We start from the raw sequence: 16,168 nt of genomic DNA, 5'->3' as shown, positions 1-16,168 counted from the left end.
GAGGTTTTGAATTTTCGGAAGGAAACGGAGATTTTCAGAAGAAGGTTGAGAGAGATTTTGGTGAAAAAAGGGTGTAAGGAGGGTGGGGGTAGCTTATAGAGAGCTTATAGGAAGCTTATACGAATCTTGGACGATTGGTATAGAAAGGGTATATAAATAGTTGATTCATAATATGATACAACAAGGCTAAAAATGAGAAAAACAGGGTTTCGAGGCGAAAGAAAAGGGAAGAGGTGATAGGCCTTAGGCCACAGGCAATAGGGGGGAGTATGACGGAAAAGGGGGAATATGGCGACGGAAAAGGGGAATGTAGTGACGGGAAAGAGAATTAGCAAATTAGAAAATTTGGAAATTAGCAAATTTGTTGGAGGAGTTTAGTAGGAGTGTGCGGGAGGAAAAAAATATCATTATTTGGGTATATAACGGAAAAATAAGTGTATCTTTGCCTTTGGAATTTTATATCTGTGGCAAAATGCAACTTACTTGTATCATTGTAGACGATGAGCCTATGGCGCTCCAACTGCTGGAAAGTTATGTGGTAAAGACTCCTTTTCTGAGGTTAGTCGGCAAATTTAGCAATGCTATTGATGTATTGACGTTCTTATATGAAGGTAGCGCACCCGACCTTATCTATATGGATATCCAAATGCCTGAGCTTACAGGGCTCCAGCTTTCTAAAAAGATACCTACCTCAACTAAAATTGTTTTTACTACGGCTTTTGACCAATACGCTATTGAGGGATATAAGGTAAACTCTATTGGATACTTATTGAAACCTTTTGATTATGCTGAGTTTTTGGAGACGGCTCAAAAGGCTTTGATATTAAGCACACCTTCTGTTACTGAAAAACCGCTCGAAGTAGCGCAGGATTATATGTTTGTAAAGGCGGATTACAAGCAAATAAAGGTGATGTATGATGATATTTTGTATATAGAAAGTCTTAAAGATTACGTAAAAATATACCTCAACAGTCAGCCACATCCTATTGTAACGCTGATGAGCTTGAAGAAATTGGAAGAGGAATTACCGGAAGAACGGTTTATGCGAGTGCATAGGTCGTTTATAGTAGCTCTGGACAAAGTAGAAGTAGTGGAGCGCAACCAAATAGTATTTGGCAAACAACGCATTACGATTGCTGAGAATTGTAGGGAGGCGTTTCTGAATAAAATAATGCCTAATGGTCAATAAAAAAAGTTGCTTGATTTTTTCAAGCAACTTTTTTAATTATTAGCCGTTAGTTGAATAAAGGTTTGTTCTAAGTCTTTATGCTTGTGATTAATTTGTAGTATTTTCAATCCGTTTTCTTTGGCAAAATCGAACACAGTGGGGCGCATATCTTCTGAGGTATCGAACTGTAACTGATATAGAAAATCACAGACATTATGCACAGATACGATGTTAGGCAAAGCGCGTAAGAGGCGTTCTTCGACACGAAAATCAAAAGCTACTTCTATAATTTGTTCTTTGTTTTGCAGTTCGGCCATTTTCTTATCTAACACGATGTTACCTTTATGCAATACAATCACACGGTCAGCCAAAGCTTGAATTTCTTGCATAATATGAGAAGATAGCAACACTGTTTTACGCTTACCTAACTCTTTGATAATATGGCGTATTTCTACCAGCTGATTGGGATCGAGCCCTGTGGTAGGTTCATCGAGGATAAGAATTTCGGGGTCGTGAATAAGTGCAGAAGCCAAGCCTACACGCTGGCGATAGCCTTTGGAGAGCGCTTCTATTTTCTTATTGCTTTCGGAAGAAAGCCCTGTAAGAGCAATTACCTCTTCAATCCTATCGGAGGAGACTTTGGGGTATAGTTGAGCCATAAAGCGCAGGTATTCGCGCACGTACATTTCGGTATACAACGGATTGTGTTCAGGTAAATACCCTATTGTTCTCTGTGCTTCAATAGGATTTTTTAGTATATCAATGCCATTTACTGTTATTGTTCCATCAGTAGGGGTCAGCGCTCCTGTAATCATTTTCATAGTAGTAGATTTACCTGCGCCATTAGGACCTAAAAAGCCGGTAATTTCACCTTTTTCAAGTTTAAAACTGATAGCATTGACAGCCACTTGCTGTCCGTATATTTTTGTTAGTTGTTGAACTTCTACAGACATCTTATTTTATTTTGGGCTCAAAAGTACAAAATAATAAACAATTGGCAAGCGTAATAATTAAAAAAGGCTACCCAAATAGAGTTTTGGATAGCCTTTTCACTATATTATTTAAAAACAAATAGAAGCTAAACTACAAAGGTTTTACAAGAGTTAAGAACCATTCTTTTACTTCGCCTTCCAAAAGGGGAGCGAGTTTCTCTTCACAGGTTTTGTGGTAGGCATTAAGCCATTTACGCTCTACATCAGTGAGGAGCACTACATTGATGCTTGAGGGCATAAACGGGCAAAGGGTGAGGGTCTCAAAATCGTAGAACGTACCAAACTCGTTGGTAGCTACTTCACGCACTGTAATGAGGTTCTCGTGACGAATACCGTATTGGTTTTCGAGATATACCCCAGGTTCGTCGGAGCATACCATACCCGCTAAAAGTACTTGCGGGTTGAGGTCTTTACGGATATTTTGAGGGCCTTCGTGTACGTTCATAAAGCTACCTACTCCGTGACCTGTACCGTGACCGTAGTCCTTGTGGTTTTTCCAAAGTGCCATACGCGCATAGGCGTCGAGCTGTACGCCACGAGTACCTTTGGGGAATTGCACCATTGCGAGTTGTATCATTCCTTTGAGCACGAGGGTACTATCGTCAATAAACTGCTGGCTTACTTTGCCTAATGGAATGGTACGAGTGATATCGGTAGTGCCTTCAAGATACTGTCCGCCAGAGTCTACCAAAACGCTACCTTCGGGGTGTACCTCTTTACTACCGTGCTCAGGAGCTGAATAGTGTACAATAGCGCCATTACCTTGGTAACCAATGATACTGCCGAAACTTTCGCCTACGAAGTTTTTGCCCTCGGCACGGAAATCGCGTAGCTTCTTGCCGATGCTGTATTCGGTCATTGGCTCTTTGCCTACTTGGTGGGTGAGCCAATAGAGAAACTTCACCATTGCCACCCCATCGCGTACCATTACGGTGCGGAATCCTTCGAGCTCGGTAGCGTTCTTCACGGCTTTCATCAGGTTGCCAGGAGCGGGAGCTTGCACGAGTTTATTGTCCTTTTGGAGAGCTTCAAATATCGCTTGATTGGTATTAGGGGCGAGGAGTATATTTTGTCCTTTTACGGTAGCCAAATAGTTGTAGAACTCATCATAAGCACGCACGTTTACTTTGGCTGCTGCCAAATGATTTTCTACCTCAGGGGTGAGTTTAGCTTTATCTACAAAAAGGGTCGCTTCTTTATCGGTGAGGGCAATATAACCGAGGAATACAGGGTTGTAAGCCACATCGCTACCGCGGAGGTTGAGTGTCCACGCTACATCGTCTAAGGCAGTGATAAGGTGCAAGGTAGTGCGGTAGGTAGCCATTGCTTTGCGAATAGCGGTGAGTTTCTCGGCTACGGTTTGTCCTGCCCATTTATCGGGGTGTACGAAAATGTGGTGAAGAGGGTCTTTTTCGCGGTTTGTCCAGATAAGGTCGATAAGAGGTTTATGCACCAATTTGATATTGTGAGCGGCTAAAGTAGCTTGTAGTTTTTCCCAAGCGATGTGAGAGGTTGCTAAGGCGTTGAGTGCTACAGTAGCCCCAGCAGGAAGTACTGATACGAGCCAATCGGCATAATCGGGAGTGCCTTCTACACCGTCTTTGAAGAGGTCGATACCTGAGCCTTTGAGCTCAATCGCCGATTGTACAAAGTAGCGAGAGTCTGTCCACAAGCCGGCTTTATCTTTGGTAACCACTACAAAACCCGCAGAGCCTGTAAATCCAGAGAGCCAAGCGCGTTCGAGCCATTCTTTGGGTAGGTATTCACTAAGGTGAGGGTCGGCGCTGAATACCACAAAAGCGTCGATGTTGTTTTCTTGCATTTTAGAGCGCAAGAGGGATAATTTTTCGGGTGTATTCATTGTTTATAGTTTTTATTCTGGATAATTCAGATTTTTATCAGTGAGGTGGTGAAGAGTTTCTAAGTATTTCTTAGCTTCATACTTCGCCATTGGGAGGTTGTTGTTGTAGAAATTGCCGCATTCTAAAGCCGATGCACCAGGGATATCACCTTCAAAATTAGCGATATACTCAAAGAGTTCGGTAATCAAGGGGGCGATATCTTTAGAAGTATAGTCACCAGCGAGAATGAGGTAATTACCGGTCATACAGCCCATAGGTCCCCAATAGATAATCTTGTCTTTCCACTCGGGGTTGTTGCGCAACCAAGTAGCAGCGAGGTGCTCGATAGTATGCGTTTCGGGACTACCGAGTACGGGCTCACGGTAAGGGAGCTTCATACGGATATCGAAAGAGGTAAGCACTTCCTTGCCTACATAGTCTTTACGCGATACATAAATGCCACGCTCGAGTTTGAGGTGGTCGATACAAAAACTTGCTATTCTTTCCATTTTATTTAGCTAAGAGATAAGAGGTAAGAGATGATACCTTTACTTCTTGTTAATTGATATTTAGTTGAAATTCTTGAGTAAAATCGGAGTAGTCTTCTATTTTGAAAGCGCGAATATCTCTTACAGAGAGGCAAAACCATTTGATATTTTTTAGGCTTTGTATAGCACGAAAAAGGGTTCGCAAATCGCCTTCAGTAGCATAAGTACTCCCTTGTATCCAATAAAAATTATTTTGCTTAAGTACTTTTCTAATTTCAGCATAAGCGTTGTGATATGGATCTTTATAATGTTTCTTTAGCTCAGAAACTATTAAGTCAAAAGCTATAGCGTGCATAATTCTTCCTCTTCAACGGGTTTAAACATATCTTCTTTTTCAAAGAATAATTCGTCATTGTCCGTTTTTACTTCAATGACAATTCCTATAAAAGGATTTTGTTCTATTTCGGTAACGGTAGCTTCTACCCAATCGGGTTTCCCTGTGAGTTGAGGAGAAACCCACACGCGTTGTCCTATGTTAAATTTACTATCCATTTTGTTTAGGTAAGAGATAAGAGGTAAGAGATGATACCTTTACTTCTTGTTAATTGATATTTAGTTGAAATTCTTGAGTAAAGTTGTTTAGGAGTGTCTGAATTTTCGGAGAAGCTCGGAGAGTTTCTGAAAAAAACTCTAACGTCTGACACCTAATAAACTACCCCGCAAAGGTATTAAACCTGTCATTAAAAAACAAATGTTTTAAGGAAATTGTTTTAAAAATCTATAATTCCACTAGTAGAGATATTACTCTTAATCACCATTTTCTTACGTGTTTTAGTCGTTTTAATAATACAAAAAGGACGACTCAACTTTTTTATTTATCATCAAAAATATGGAGTATATTCAGGTAAAAGATAAAAAATAATGTGATACAAAGATATGATTTTTAGAAGATAAAAACAAAAAAAACATTGCCAAAGTTTGTGACTTTAGCAATGTTAAGCACGGGTGGAGGGATTCGAACCCCCATCAACGGTTTTGGAGACCGCTATTCTACCCTTGAACTACACCCGTATTTTAAAAAAGTTTTGAGTTTTTATGCTCAAAACTTTTTTGTATTAAATAATATTTAACCTAACCTTCTAAGCTAATTAGTCAAGAATTTCAGTTACTTGACCAGCACCTACGGTACGACCACCTTCGCGGATAGCGAAACGAAGACCTACATTAAGAGCGATAGGTTGCAACAATTCTACTTCGATAGTTACGTTATCACCTGGCATAACCATATCGACACCTGGTTGCAAGTGGATAGTACCGGTTACGTCGGTTGTACGTACGTAGAATTGAGGACGGTAGTTGTTGTGGAATGGAGTGTGACGACCCCCTTCTTCTTTAGAAAGGATATACACCTCAGCTTTGAATTTAGCGTGTGGAGTTACAGAACCTGGTTTGCAGATTACCATACCACGTTTGATGTCTTTTTTGTCGATACCACGAAGCAACAAACCTACGTTGTCACCAGCTTCACCACGGTCGAGGATTTTGCGGAACATTTCAACCCCAGTAATAGTAGAGGTCAATTTATCAGCACCCATACCGATGATTTCAACTGCATCACCTGTTTTAGCTTCACCAGTTTCGATACGACCTGTAGCAACGGTACCACGACCGGTGATAGTGAACACGTCTTCGATAGGCATCAAGAATGGTTTATCGATGTCACGAGTTGGAAGTTCGATCCATTTATCAACAGCGTCCATAAGGGCAAGAACGCTATCAACCCATTTCTTTTCGCCGTTAAGAGCACCAAGAGCTGAACCTTGTATGATAGGAGTATTATCGCCATCGTATTGGTAAGAGCTCAAAAGCTCACGCATTTCGAGTTCTACGAGTTCCAACAATTCTGGGTCGTCTACCATATCTACTTTGTTCATAAACACAACGATACGAGGAATACCTACTTGGCGACCGAGGAGGATGTGCTCACGAGTTTGAGGCATAGGTCCATCGGTTGCAGCAACTACGAGGATAGCACCGTCCATTTGGGCAGCACCTGTAATCATATTCTTTACGTAGTCGGCGTGGCCAGGACAGTCTACGTGTGCGTAGTGACGAGTAGCTGTTTGGTATTCTACGTGAGAGGTATTAATGGTAATACCACGTTCTTTTTCTTCGGGAGCGTTGTCGATTGAATCGAAGCTACGAACTTCTGAAAGACCAGCATCGGCTAATACTTTAGTAATAGCGGCTGTCAAAGTTGTTTTACCGTGATCCACGTGTCCAATAGTACCAATATTCAAGTGGGGTTTGGAACGATCAAATGTTTCTTTTGCCATTTTTAAATAAATTTTAAATCTTAGTTATATAAATGAGTGTTTGATGTGTGTACAAAATACGTGAGAGCTGATGACGAGATTTGAACTCGTGACCTCTTCCTTACCAAGGAAGTGCTCTACCCCTGAGCTACATCAGCATACAAAAAAAGAGCGGGAGACGAGGTTCGAACTCGCGACATTCAGCTTGGAAGGCTGACGCTCTACCAACTGAGCTACTCCCGCAAAAAAAATAAAAATATGACAGTGGGGAGAACAGGATTCGAACCTGTGAAGGTAAAACCAGCAGATTTACAGTCTGCCCTCGTTGGCCACTTGAGTATCTCCCCCGAATATTTGAACTATTAAAATATGTACTTTTTTTGAGCCGGCAGAGGGATTCGAACCCACGACCCCGAGATTACAAATCACGTGCTCTGGCCAACTGAGCTATGCCGGCGTCTATCTTTTTACAGAGCGCAAAAGTATAACATTTTTTTTTATCAACAAAATTTTTAGCACTTTTTTTACGAAAATATTTTAATTGTAAATATAAACATTTGAATATCAGATGTATTTTCTAAATAATATGTTTTAACTTTATTGCTATTTTTTTAGCTTACGCGAATAATTGGCAAATTAGGGTTTGTTTATACAAAAATTAAGACTGAAAGATAAAAATGATGATAAAAAGAGCTTTTTGAGTAACTTCAACTTTACCAAAGTTTAAGGTTTTGGCAAAGCTTTGCGATATAAAAGTAAATAAAAGTACGATGCGAACCGCAACGAGCAAGTGTGAGGTATACGGACAAGTAATAAGGTTTAAACGAAGGATAAGTGGTGTTACAGTGGGTCTACAGTGGGTCTACAGTGGCTCTACAGTGGCTCTACAGTGGGTCTACAGTGGGTCAAGAATGAAGGAAAGACAAACAAAGGACGAAGAATAAACGAAGAAAACTTCTATGATTGATACATAGGGAAGCTACGTTTGCCGAAAGAATCAAGGGGAGTTGTAGAAGGGAAGCTTATGCGCAACAATGTTTTGGTTGTTTTGAGCTAAAACAAGTCTTTAAAATTGCTCTAATACTTGTATGCGTTTGCGAATAGGTGGGTGGGTGGCGAACATTGCAAAAAAGCCTTCGGCTTTATAGTCGATGAAGAGTTCTTTTACTTCGTCGTTATCCACACCTTCGATGGTGGAGTGCCCTGAGATTTTCTTTAAGGCATTGGCTAATGCCAAAGACTTATGGGTCATTTCAACAGCTCCTGCATCAGCCATATATTCGCGACTGCGAGAAAGTGCCAACTTAAAGAGTATTGAAAGGAAATAGACAACCCCTGCGACTAACAAGACTACCAGCACAACAGCTCCTCCCCCACCCTTTTCGTTTCGCCTGTTGCGTGAAGAACACAACTGACTATTGAGCATCGTGCGGAAAGCGATATTGGCAATCGTGGCAAAAATACCTACAAACACAATGGTAACAATAAGCAAACGGACATCGCGGTTGCGGATATGGGTAAGCTCGTGAGCTATCACCCCTTCGAGTTCGTCGTCGTTAAGCGTGTTGATAATACCCCGAGTGAGGGTGACGGCAAAGGTTTTTTGGTTGATACCAGAAGCAAAAGCATTGAGTGCGTCGCTTTCTATAATATAAAGTTTGGGCATAGGCATTCCGACACTCATACAAAGGTTCTCGGTGAGGTTATACACCCGCATATTCTCCCGGCGTTCTAAGGGACGAGAGTGAGTGGCGGTTTGTATCATTTGGGTATTGAAGAAGTAGGAGATTACAAACCATATAGCTACCCCTATCAGCACCATAGGGACTACTGAAAGGAATTGAGCATTCACAGCCTCTATATCTTGGTCGTTAAGCATATACAATACCGCATAGGTTCCCGCAAGGATTAGCAAGGGGAAGGCTAATAAATACAGAACAGACTTGGTGTTATTTCGTGCAATTTGTTGTCGGATACCAAGATATTGCATAATTTAAGTTTTTATTATTACCAATCTTTCTTTACTTGCAAAGATAGGAGTGGCAAAGATATTAGTTTTATATGAGAATACCAAACAATGTTCAAAAAAACAAATAAAGGAGACGCTATAAAACATCTCCTTTATATATCTTCTGTGCATTCAATTAGCTAAACGAAATCTCGGGAGCTTTATCCAACTGCTGGCGTTGTTCTGTACCCAAATCGAAGAAGGGTTGTGGGGTCATCTTTTTGAAACCTGCTACGATGTTAGTAGGTATCGATTGGATAGCGGTATTCAGCTCTTTGGTAGTAGAGTTGAAGAAGCGACGCACTGACGCCAATTTATTTTCTATATCGGCAATTTCTTGTTGGAGGTGCATAAAGTTAGTATTCGCTTTCAAATCGGGGTAAGCTTCTACTTGGATATTGAAAGCACCCATTGCAGAAGAGAGTTCTTTCTCAGCTGCAATCTTATCGTTTATATCAGTAGCGCTCATAGCACGACTGCGCGCTTGAGTGATTTTGGTGAGCACATCGGACTCGTGAGTCATATAGCCTTTTACGGCTGCTACAAGTTGAGGAATAAGGTCGTGACGTTGCTTAAGTTGCACATCGATATCAGCAAAGGCATTCTCACGATTATTGGCTAATGCCACGAGCTTGTTGTTGGCACTAATGTACCAAAATACTACAATCACTATGATTGCGATGGTTATTATAAGTCCCATATTTAATTTAATTATTTACAATTAATATTAACAATTAAAACTATGCCTCCAATGAGGAATTGGATAATTAAAGTCTTTTTTTAGCTTGGTTTTATCTAACACTGAGTAGGCAGGGCGCATTACTTTGCTTGGAAACTCATCGGAACGACAGGGCGATACTTTACAATTATTACCCGATTGCGCTACAATAGTTACTGCAAAGTCATACCACGAGCAAACCCCTTCGTTAGAGAAGTGATAGACCTCACGTTTGCCTTTATACCAAAGGTTTTCGACTGCTTGCACAATAAAATCGGCTAAATCAGAAGCGTTGGTAGGGGTACCTACTTGGTCGAATACTACTTTTAGTTCAGTACGTTCGGCACTGAGACGCTGAATAGTTTTTACAAAGTTATGACCGAAACGCAATGAGTACAACCACGCTGTACGGATAATGAGATGTTCAATACCTGCTTGTTGTATTGCTTGTTCGCCTGCTAATTTAGTACGCCCATAGACCCCAAGAGGTGTGGTTGGGTCGTTTTCGGTATAAGGAGTGTTTTTACTTCCTCCGAATACATAATCGGTGGAAATATGAATAAGAGGCAAGTTGTGTTCTTTACAAACAGTTGCTAAATTCTCGACAGCTGTATGGTTGATAAGAGTAGCGAGAGCTGAGTCGTCTTCGGCTTTATCAACATTGGTATAAGCTGCGCAATTGACAATGACATCAATATTATTAAGTTGCACAAAAGCACGAATAGCTTGGACATCACAGATGTCCAAGCTATTTATATCCGTGAAATAGTAGCAACTTTTCTTGTGAGGATTAGCCTGAATTTCAGAACCTAATTGCCCACTACCTCCAGTTACTAAAACATTCATTTACTGTTAACTAACAGCGTAAGCGTTACTATCTACCTCTACGCTTTGTTTATCGCGAAAGCTATTATATAATCTGTTTACATCTGCTTTATACTTATCGGGCACATTATTGCCATAAGTTCTGTTAAGCTCTATAAACTTTTGTTTTAAGTCAGGAGTAATTGCAGTGTTGAAATTCTCCATATACAAAATGTGTTCTACTAATTTTACAAATTCTTCCATAGTTCTATAAATGTTTAATCATTGTTTGACGAGGCAAAAGTACGAATAAATTTATTATTGACAAAAAATAGTTATCAATTTAAATCAACAGGTTATTAACAGAGTTATCAACAGGAGGAATTTAGGTAAAAGGTAAAAGGTAAAATTAGAGAATGAGAAAATTAGAAAATTAGGGAATGTGGGAATTAGCAAATTAGAAAAATTATTGGAGTTTATAGTATTTTTATTATCTTTGCGCTCTGTAAAACATCATTAAAACATTCATAAAAAAACATTTATCATTATGGGAATTTTTGACAAACGCGAGAACTACAAACCTTTTGAATATCCTGAGGTTATGGAGTTTGTGAACGCTATGCACAAATCGTTTTGGGTACACTCAGAAGTGGAGTTTACTGCCGATATTCAGGATTTTAAATCGGAGTTAACACCTGTGGAAAAAGAAGCAGTAAAGCGTGCTTTATTAGGTATCGCCCAAGTGGAAGTATCGGTAAAGACTTTCTGGGGAGACCTATATGACCTCTTCCCTAAACCTGAATTCAACGGATTAGGGGCTACTTTTGCCGAATGTGAGTTCCGCCACAGCGAGGCTTATGCACGCTTATTGGAGGTTTTGGGTTACAACAACGAGTTTGAAAACTTATTGGAGGTACCTGTTTTTAAAGAACGCAGTAATGTATTAAAAGAATACTTGACTAAAAATCGTGAGAACGCTATGGAGCGGATTCTGTTTTTCACATTGATTATTGAGAATGCTTCGTTGTTCAGTCAGTTTGCTACTATTCTTTCATTTACGCGTTTTAAAGGGTTCTTGAAAAACGTAGCGAATATTATTGCGTGGACATCGGTAGACGAACAGTTACACGCCAATGCAGGTATTTATATTCTCAAAAAGATATTTGAAGAAAATCCAGAAATGAAAGCTAAAGCCGAAGAAGATGCAACTACTTTTATCCGTAGTTATATCACTTTGGAAGACAAGATGCTAGACTGGATTTTTGAACAAGGTGAATTGGAGTTCTTTAGCAAAAAAGACTTGTCGAACTATATGCGTTATCGTTTGGACGACTCGCTTACACAATTGGGATTAGGAAAACCTTTTGGTATTTCGGGAGAGGAAGCTAAACCGATGATGTGGTTTGAGGAGGAAGTGTTCAGCAATGAGCTTGACGACTTCTTTGCCAAACGCCCTACTGCTTATACTAAACACGACAAGAGTATTAGCGAAAACGATTTGTTTTAGATAAAATAAGAGGTAAGAAGTAAGTTTCTTACCTCTTATTTTTACTTGAATGCCAAAGGTCTATCGGTAGAGAAAACTTGTATACCTTTCTTTGCCCACTCGGTATATAGGTGGTCGCCTTTGGTAGCAGCACGCTTATCTAAGTTACCTAATGTACCTAATATGGCAGGTATTTTTAGTTGGTTTAAACGCTCGTACAGCTGATCAGGAGCTAAACGAATACCAGTGAAAGCCAACAACTTCTGTTTAGGAATGCCTGTTTGCAAAATACGGTTTAGTTCGTCTTCATTGCGGGCGCTCACCGAAAGGAGCATCTCAGGAGCTACCTTATGCAAGGCTTCGGCTTGTGCAGTATTATAACTGATAAGCACCACTTGCGCTTCCATCTTCTCTTCGCGCACTAAATCTACCACTTTTTGATAAGAAATACCCTTTTTAAAATCTAACATTAAGTACCCCTTATGGGTTTTACACCACGAAAGTACATCTTTTAAAAACGGAATCTGAAAAGCAGTTACATTACCGAACTCATCTTTGAGTTTTTCAGTACGCAACTGTGCGGTAGTAAGAGCTGATACAACTCCTTGACCTGTGGCGGTACGTCCTAACTTATCGTCGTGCATCAGGAGCAAATCGCCGTCGGCACTCTCGAAGATATCTATCTCAAAGCTGTGTATTCCTTTCTTGGAAAGGTATTGAATGCTTTCCAAACAGTTTTCGGGATAGCCTTTAAGTTGCTCTCCTCCCCCACCCCGATGAGCAGAAACAATGGGTTTGGAGGTGAAATACATTTGGTTAGTAATCTCCTCTTGGGGGATTATCTGTCCGGTAGAGGGGCTTTTGCAGGCCATTGCGAGGCACAAAAGCGATAAAGTGATGATATATTTCTTCATTAAAAACATATTTTTTTTGCAAAGATAAATAAAATGTGGAAATGAAAAAAATGCGAGGCCTTAGGCCTTAGGTCATAGGCACTAGGAATGCGACGAAAAAGTGACAAGAGGGTGGGAAATGAGAGAATTAGGAAATGAGAAAATGGAAGAATGAGAGAATGAGGAGGAGGCTACAAGAATCGCACTAGCGGAGGGTTTGTTAGTTTATTCAACTTTGGCAAAGTTTAAAACTTTGCCAAAGTTTGAGATGAAAAAGCGATGTGTTGGTGACTGTTAGGAGTATTCGGAAGGAAACAGAAAAGTTCGGAAGAGAGTTAAGAGGGGTTTTGGTAAAAAAAGGCTATGAGAAGGGTGGGGGTAGCTTATAGAGAGCTTATAGGAAGCTTATACGAATCTTGGACGATTGGTATAGGAAGGGTGTGTAAAAAATTGATTAATAACATAATACAACAAGGCTAAAAATGTTAAAAACAAGGTTTCGAGGCGAAAGAAAGAGAAAAGGCAATAGGCCTTAGGCCATAGGCACTAGGGGGGAGTGTAACGGGAAAGAGAATTAGCAAATTAGAAAATTAGGAAATTAGCAAATTTGCGGGAGGAGTTTAGGGGGAGTGTGGTGGCAGAAAGGCGGAGGAAAAACGATTGAAAAATAGCTTTTTGTTATATCGAACTGACATAAATTCAAAAAAATATTTGTATCTTTGCCGTTCATAAACTCTCAACTAAAAAAGTGGAAAATATACAAGCTATAAAACAGCGATTTAGCATTATTGGCAACGACCCTAAGCTGAATCGCGCTATCGAAAAAGCTATACAAGTAGCCCCTACTGACATTTCGGTACTCATCACCGGAGAAAGTGGGGTGGGAAAAGAGGCTATACCGCGCATCATTCACTCGCTGTCTCTACGCAAACACGGTAAATATATAGCCGTAAACTGCGGAGCAATCCCCGAAGGGACTATCGATTCGGAACTTTTTGGTCACGAAAAAGGCGCTTTTACGGGAGCTACCGCTACCCGTAGTGGATATTTTGAGGAAGCGGATGGCGGGACTATCTTCTTGGACGAGGTAGGTGAATTGCCCCTCACTACCCAAGTGCGCCTCTTGCGGGTGCTCGAGAACGGCGAGTTCATAAAAGTAGGTTCGTCGGTAGTGCAGAAGACAAATGTACGCATTGTGGCAGCTACCAATGTGCAAATGCAAGAAGCTATTAAAAAAGGACGTTTTCGCGAAGATCTTTACTACCGACTCAGCACAGTAGAGATACATTTACCTCCTTTGCGCGAACGCAAAGACGATATCCACTTGCTTTTCCGCAAGTTTGCTTCGGATTTTGCCGAGAAATACAAAATGCCTCCTGTGAAGCTCAGCGAAGATGCGGTACATCTGCTCACGAACTACCGTTGGAGCGGGAATATCCGTCAGTTGCGCAATGTAGCCGAGCAGATTTCGGTACTTGAACAGCGCAGGGATATTACGGCGAGCATTTTGCGCACCTACTTACCCGATGAGGGTAGCAATCTACCACAGGTTGTACCTCAGCAAACGCGCCAGGATAGTGATTTTAGCAACGAACGCGAATTGCTTTACAAGGTGCTTTTCGATATGAAATCTGACCTCAACGACTTGAAAAAGCTTACCCTTGAACTGTTACAACACGGCAATTCAGCCCAAGTACAACAGGACAACGAGGGACTTATTCACCGCATCTACGGCAATGATTCGCACAAGAATGAGGCGAGCTCTCCGGCTTATTCTATCATTCCCGTACCTCCTACCGAGAAGGAAATCCTATCTCACGAAGAGGTGTACGACTATGAGGAAGCTGCGGAAGAAGAGCGTTTTTCACTCCAAGAGCAAGAACGCGAGATGATACGCAAGTCGTTAGAACACAACGGTGGCAAGCGCAAGGAAACCGCCAAAGCCTTGGGGATTTCGGAGCGGACGCTATATCGCAAACTAAAACAGTATAATATGATTTAGGCACTAAGCTTTGGGGCATAAGCCTCAGGTAATAGGAGGTCAGAGGTGAGAACTTTCTGCTCAGCCGGAAGAGGCGGAGTTTTGGGAAAGGATTGTTAATTATTAATTGTGAATTGTTAATTATTTAGATGAAATCATATAAAATAGGCATTATTGGGCTGGGTTATGTGGGTTTCCCCTTAGCTTGTCTGTTTGCCAAAAAATATCCCACAGTGGGTTACGACCCCTATACGGCGCGAGTGGAGAGCCTCAACACGGGTATTGACACTACGGGCGAAATCGGTAGTGAAACTCTTAAAGAACGATTGGCTACCCATCTCATTTGCACTGCAAACCCTGAGGACGCTAAGGATTGCAATGTGTACATAGTGGCAGTACCTACACCTATCGACCTCTATCAGCAACCTGACCTTACCGCTTTGCGCGAAGCGAGCCAAACAGTAGGCGCATTGCTAAAAAAAGGAGATATAGTGATTTACGAATCGACGGTTTACCCAGGAGTGACGGAAGAGGTGTGTGTGCCTATCTTGGAAAGCGTGTCGGGGCTTGCATACAACCGCGATTTCTTTGTGGGTTACTCGCCCGAGCGCATCAACCCTGGTGATAAGCACCATACCGTGGAGACTATCTGCAAGATTACCTCAGGTTCTACCCCTGAGGTAGCACAGGAAATAGATACGCTCTACAATTCAGTGCTGAGGGGAGGCACTTACCTTGCCCCGTCTATAAAAGTAGCCGAAGCCGCCAAAGTGATAGAAAACGCTCAGCGCGATGTGAATATCGCCTTTATGAATGAGATAGCGAAGATATTCAATATTTTAGAGATTGATACTAATGCGGTGATAGATGCAGCGAGTAGCAAGTGGAACTTCTTGCCCTTCCGCCCCGGTCTGGTAGGTGGACACTGTATAGGGGTAGACCCTTACTACCTCATACAAAAAGCTAAACTACACGGCGTATCGCCACGCTTAATGATGGAAGCCCGCAAGACAAACGACTCAATGGGAGGCTATATCGCCTATCAGATTATCAACCGCTTATGTTTGCAAGGTATGCCTGTGAAGGACAGCCGAATCCTGCTCTTAGGTTTTACATTCAAAGAAAACTGCCCCGACACTCGCAATACGAAAGTAGTGGATATCTACCGTACTCTTGAAAATTTTACTAACAATATTACAGTGTATGACCCTTGGGCAGACCCTAAGCGCGCTCTTGAAGAGTACGGCATTGAGGTAGCTACTAAACCACAAAACCTCCCTACCCACAACGATGTAGTGGTGCTTTGCGTGGCGCACCAAGAGTTTCTGCAAATGAATATAGGAAATTACTTAAAAGAAGACGGTATCGTTTACGACGTAAAGGGGAAGTTAAAAGTGAAGAAGAATGTGTTTAGGTTATAAAAGTTGTATAGTAAAAAACTTTTTCCTACCTTTGTCGCCTAAAATATTCACAT

At 41.2% G+C, this 16,168-nt stretch carries 15 protein-coding genes and 5 tRNA genes; 4 read left to right on the top strand and 16 right to left on the bottom strand.

The genetic code is table 11. The features are described 5' to 3' along the window. Window positions 1-472 precede the first annotated feature (472 nt). A complete protein-coding gene (locus tag HW279_RS05510; protein WP_178959034.1) occupies window positions 473-1,189 on the top strand; it encodes a LytR/AlgR family response regulator transcription factor in 717 nt (238 codons plus the stop codon). A 32-nt stretch (window positions 1,190-1,221) separates the two neighbouring features. On the opposite strand, the gene gldA is transcribed toward HW279_RS05510, so the two are convergent. The 15 genes from gldA to HW279_RS05435 all read right to left on the bottom strand — a co-directional run bounded on the left by gldA (window position 1,222) and on the right by HW279_RS05435 (window position 10,598). Next, on the bottom strand, window positions 1,222-2,121 hold the full coding sequence (gene gldA / locus HW279_RS05505) for a gliding motility-associated ABC transporter ATP-binding subunit GldA (RefSeq protein WP_178958252.1): 900 nt from the start codon (window positions 2,119-2,121) through the stop codon (window positions 1,222-1,224). A 130-nt stretch (window positions 2,122-2,251) separates the two neighbouring features. Further along, window positions 2,252-4,021 carry an aminopeptidase P family protein gene (locus tag HW279_RS05500; RefSeq protein ID WP_178958251.1) on the bottom strand — a complete coding sequence of 590 codons (1,770 nt, stop codon included), beginning with the start codon at window positions 4,019-4,021 and terminating at the stop codon, window positions 2,252-2,254. Window positions 4,022-4,033: 12 nt separating this feature from the next. After that, window positions 4,034-4,510 (bottom strand): S-ribosylhomocysteine lyase, encoded by a 477-nt coding sequence (locus tag HW279_RS05495; RefSeq protein ID WP_002675138.1) that lies wholly within the window; start codon window positions 4,508-4,510, stop codon window positions 4,034-4,036. A 49-nt stretch (window positions 4,511-4,559) separates the two neighbouring features. Next, window positions 4,560-4,844 carry a virulence protein gene (locus HW279_RS05490; protein WP_015782379.1) on the bottom strand — a complete coding sequence of 95 codons (285 nt, stop codon included), beginning with the start codon at window positions 4,842-4,844 and terminating at the stop codon, window positions 4,560-4,562. Next, window positions 4,832-5,041: a hypothetical protein gene (locus HW279_RS05485; RefSeq protein ID WP_009419840.1), complete on the bottom strand. Its 210-nt coding sequence runs from the start codon at window positions 5,039-5,041 to the stop codon at window positions 4,832-4,834. Before HW279_RS05485 ends, HW279_RS05490 begins: the two co-directional genes overlap by 13 nt. Before the next feature lie 448 nt (window positions 5,042-5,489). Next, window positions 5,490-5,560: transfer RNA gene (locus HW279_RS05480), tRNA-Trp, on the bottom strand. Between the two features lie 77 nt (window positions 5,561-5,637). Further along, complete coding sequence (gene tuf / locus HW279_RS05475; RefSeq protein ID WP_178958250.1) at window positions 5,638-6,825, bottom strand: elongation factor Tu; 1,188 nt, start codon at window positions 6,823-6,825, stop codon at window positions 5,638-5,640. Window positions 6,826-6,890: 65 nt separating this feature from the next. Next, a tRNA-Thr gene (locus HW279_RS05470) sits at window positions 6,891-6,962 on the bottom strand. Between the two features lie 12 nt (window positions 6,963-6,974). Then, window positions 6,975-7,047 (bottom strand) — tRNA-Gly (locus HW279_RS05465). 22 nt (window positions 7,048-7,069) lie between these two features. Then, window positions 7,070-7,151, bottom strand: a tRNA-Tyr gene (locus tag HW279_RS05460). Window positions 7,152-7,187: 36 nt separating this feature from the next. After that, window positions 7,188-7,261 (bottom strand) — tRNA-Thr (locus tag HW279_RS05455). A gap of 609 nt (window positions 7,262-7,870) precedes the next feature. Next, the gene (locus HW279_RS05450) at window positions 7,871-8,794 is read right to left on the bottom strand and encodes a M48 family metallopeptidase (protein WP_178958249.1); all 924 of its coding nucleotides are present in this window, start codon (window positions 8,792-8,794) and stop codon (window positions 7,871-7,873) included. Window positions 8,795-8,948: 154 nt separating this feature from the next. Further along, window positions 8,949-9,512, bottom strand: coding sequence for a LemA family protein (locus HW279_RS05445; RefSeq protein ID WP_009410846.1), 564 nt, complete (start codon window positions 9,510-9,512; stop codon window positions 8,949-8,951). Between the two features lie 27 nt (window positions 9,513-9,539). Further along, on the bottom strand, window positions 9,540-10,376 hold the full coding sequence (gene rfbD / locus HW279_RS05440) for a dTDP-4-dehydrorhamnose reductase (protein ID WP_178958248.1): 837 nt from the start codon (window positions 10,374-10,376) through the stop codon (window positions 9,540-9,542). 6 nt (window positions 10,377-10,382) lie between these two features. Next, window positions 10,383-10,598, bottom strand: coding sequence for a hypothetical protein (locus tag HW279_RS05435; protein WP_002675130.1), 216 nt, complete (start codon window positions 10,596-10,598; stop codon window positions 10,383-10,385). 283 nt (window positions 10,599-10,881) lie between these two features. Between HW279_RS05435 and HW279_RS05430 the strand changes: the two genes are divergently transcribed. Continuing rightward, window positions 10,882-11,841, top strand: a complete 960-nt coding sequence (locus HW279_RS05430) for a ribonucleotide-diphosphate reductase subunit beta (protein ID WP_178958247.1) — start codon at window positions 10,882-10,884, stop codon at window positions 11,839-11,841. A 41-nt stretch (window positions 11,842-11,882) separates the two neighbouring features. Here the strand turns inward: HW279_RS05430 and HW279_RS05425 are convergent, their stop codons facing one another. Then, window positions 11,883-12,743, bottom strand: a complete 861-nt coding sequence (locus HW279_RS05425) for a glycerophosphodiester phosphodiesterase family protein (RefSeq protein ID WP_002675127.1) — start codon at window positions 12,741-12,743, stop codon at window positions 11,883-11,885. Window positions 12,744-13,461: 718 nt separating this feature from the next. Between HW279_RS05425 and HW279_RS05420 the strand changes: the two genes are divergently transcribed. Together HW279_RS05420 and HW279_RS05415 are read left to right on the top strand one after the other, a co-directional pair. Continuing rightward, window positions 13,462-14,715 carry a sigma-54 interaction domain-containing protein gene (locus tag HW279_RS05420; RefSeq protein ID WP_178958246.1) on the top strand — a complete coding sequence of 418 codons (1,254 nt, stop codon included), beginning with the start codon at window positions 13,462-13,464 and terminating at the stop codon, window positions 14,713-14,715. Window positions 14,716-14,843: 128 nt separating this feature from the next. Then, entirely contained in the window at window positions 14,844-16,115 is a 1,272-nt protein-coding gene (locus HW279_RS05415) for a nucleotide sugar dehydrogenase (protein WP_178958245.1), read from the top strand. Window positions 16,116-16,168: the final 53 nt, after the last annotated feature.

Source organism: Capnocytophaga sp. oral taxon 903 (assembly GCF_013394785.1).
GTDB lineage: Bacteria > Bacteroidota > Bacteroidia > Flavobacteriales > Flavobacteriaceae > Capnocytophaga > Capnocytophaga ochracea.
The sequence above is the reverse complement of the archived record's forward strand: the minus strand, read 5'-3'. Positions and strand labels throughout refer to the sequence as shown.

Coding starts and splice junctions, on each gene's coding strand:
- HW279_RS05510 (WP_178959034.1), top strand. CDS start 473: ATGCAACTTACTTGTATCATTGTAGACGATGAGCCTATGGCGCTCCAA.
- gldA (WP_178958252.1), bottom strand. CDS start 2,121: ATGTCTGTAGAAGTTCAACAACTAACAAAAATATACGGACAGCAAGTG.
- HW279_RS05500 (WP_178958251.1), bottom strand. CDS start 4,021: ATGAATACACCCGAAAAATTATCCCTCTTGCGCTCTAAAATGCAAGAA.
- HW279_RS05495 (WP_002675138.1), bottom strand. CDS start 4,510: ATGGAAAGAATAGCAAGTTTTTGTATCGACCACCTCAAACTCGAGCGT.
- HW279_RS05490 (WP_015782379.1), bottom strand. CDS start 4,844: ATGCACGCTATAGCTTTTGACTTAATAGTTTCTGAGCTAAAGAAACAT.
- HW279_RS05485 (WP_009419840.1), bottom strand. CDS start 5,041: ATGGATAGTAAATTTAACATAGGACAACGCGTGTGGGTTTCTCCTCAA.
- tuf (WP_178958250.1), bottom strand. CDS start 6,825: ATGGCAAAAGAAACATTTGATCGTTCCAAACCCCACTTGAATATTGGT.
- HW279_RS05450 (WP_178958249.1), bottom strand. CDS start 8,794: ATGCAATATCTTGGTATCCGACAACAAATTGCACGAAATAACACCAAG.
- HW279_RS05445 (WP_009410846.1), bottom strand. CDS start 9,512: ATGGGACTTATAATAACCATCGCAATCATAGTGATTGTAGTATTTTGG.
- rfbD (WP_178958248.1), bottom strand. CDS start 10,376: ATGAATGTTTTAGTAACTGGAGGTAGTGGGCAATTAGGTTCTGAAATT.
- HW279_RS05435 (WP_002675130.1), bottom strand. CDS start 10,598: ATGGAAGAATTTGTAAAATTAGTAGAACACATTTTGTATATGGAGAAT.
- HW279_RS05430 (WP_178958247.1), top strand. CDS start 10,882: ATGGGAATTTTTGACAAACGCGAGAACTACAAACCTTTTGAATATCCT.
- HW279_RS05425 (WP_002675127.1), bottom strand. CDS start 12,743: ATGTTTTTAATGAAGAAATATATCATCACTTTATCGCTTTTGTGCCTC.
- HW279_RS05415 (WP_178958245.1), top strand. CDS start 14,844: ATGAAATCATATAAAATAGGCATTATTGGGCTGGGTTATGTGGGTTTC.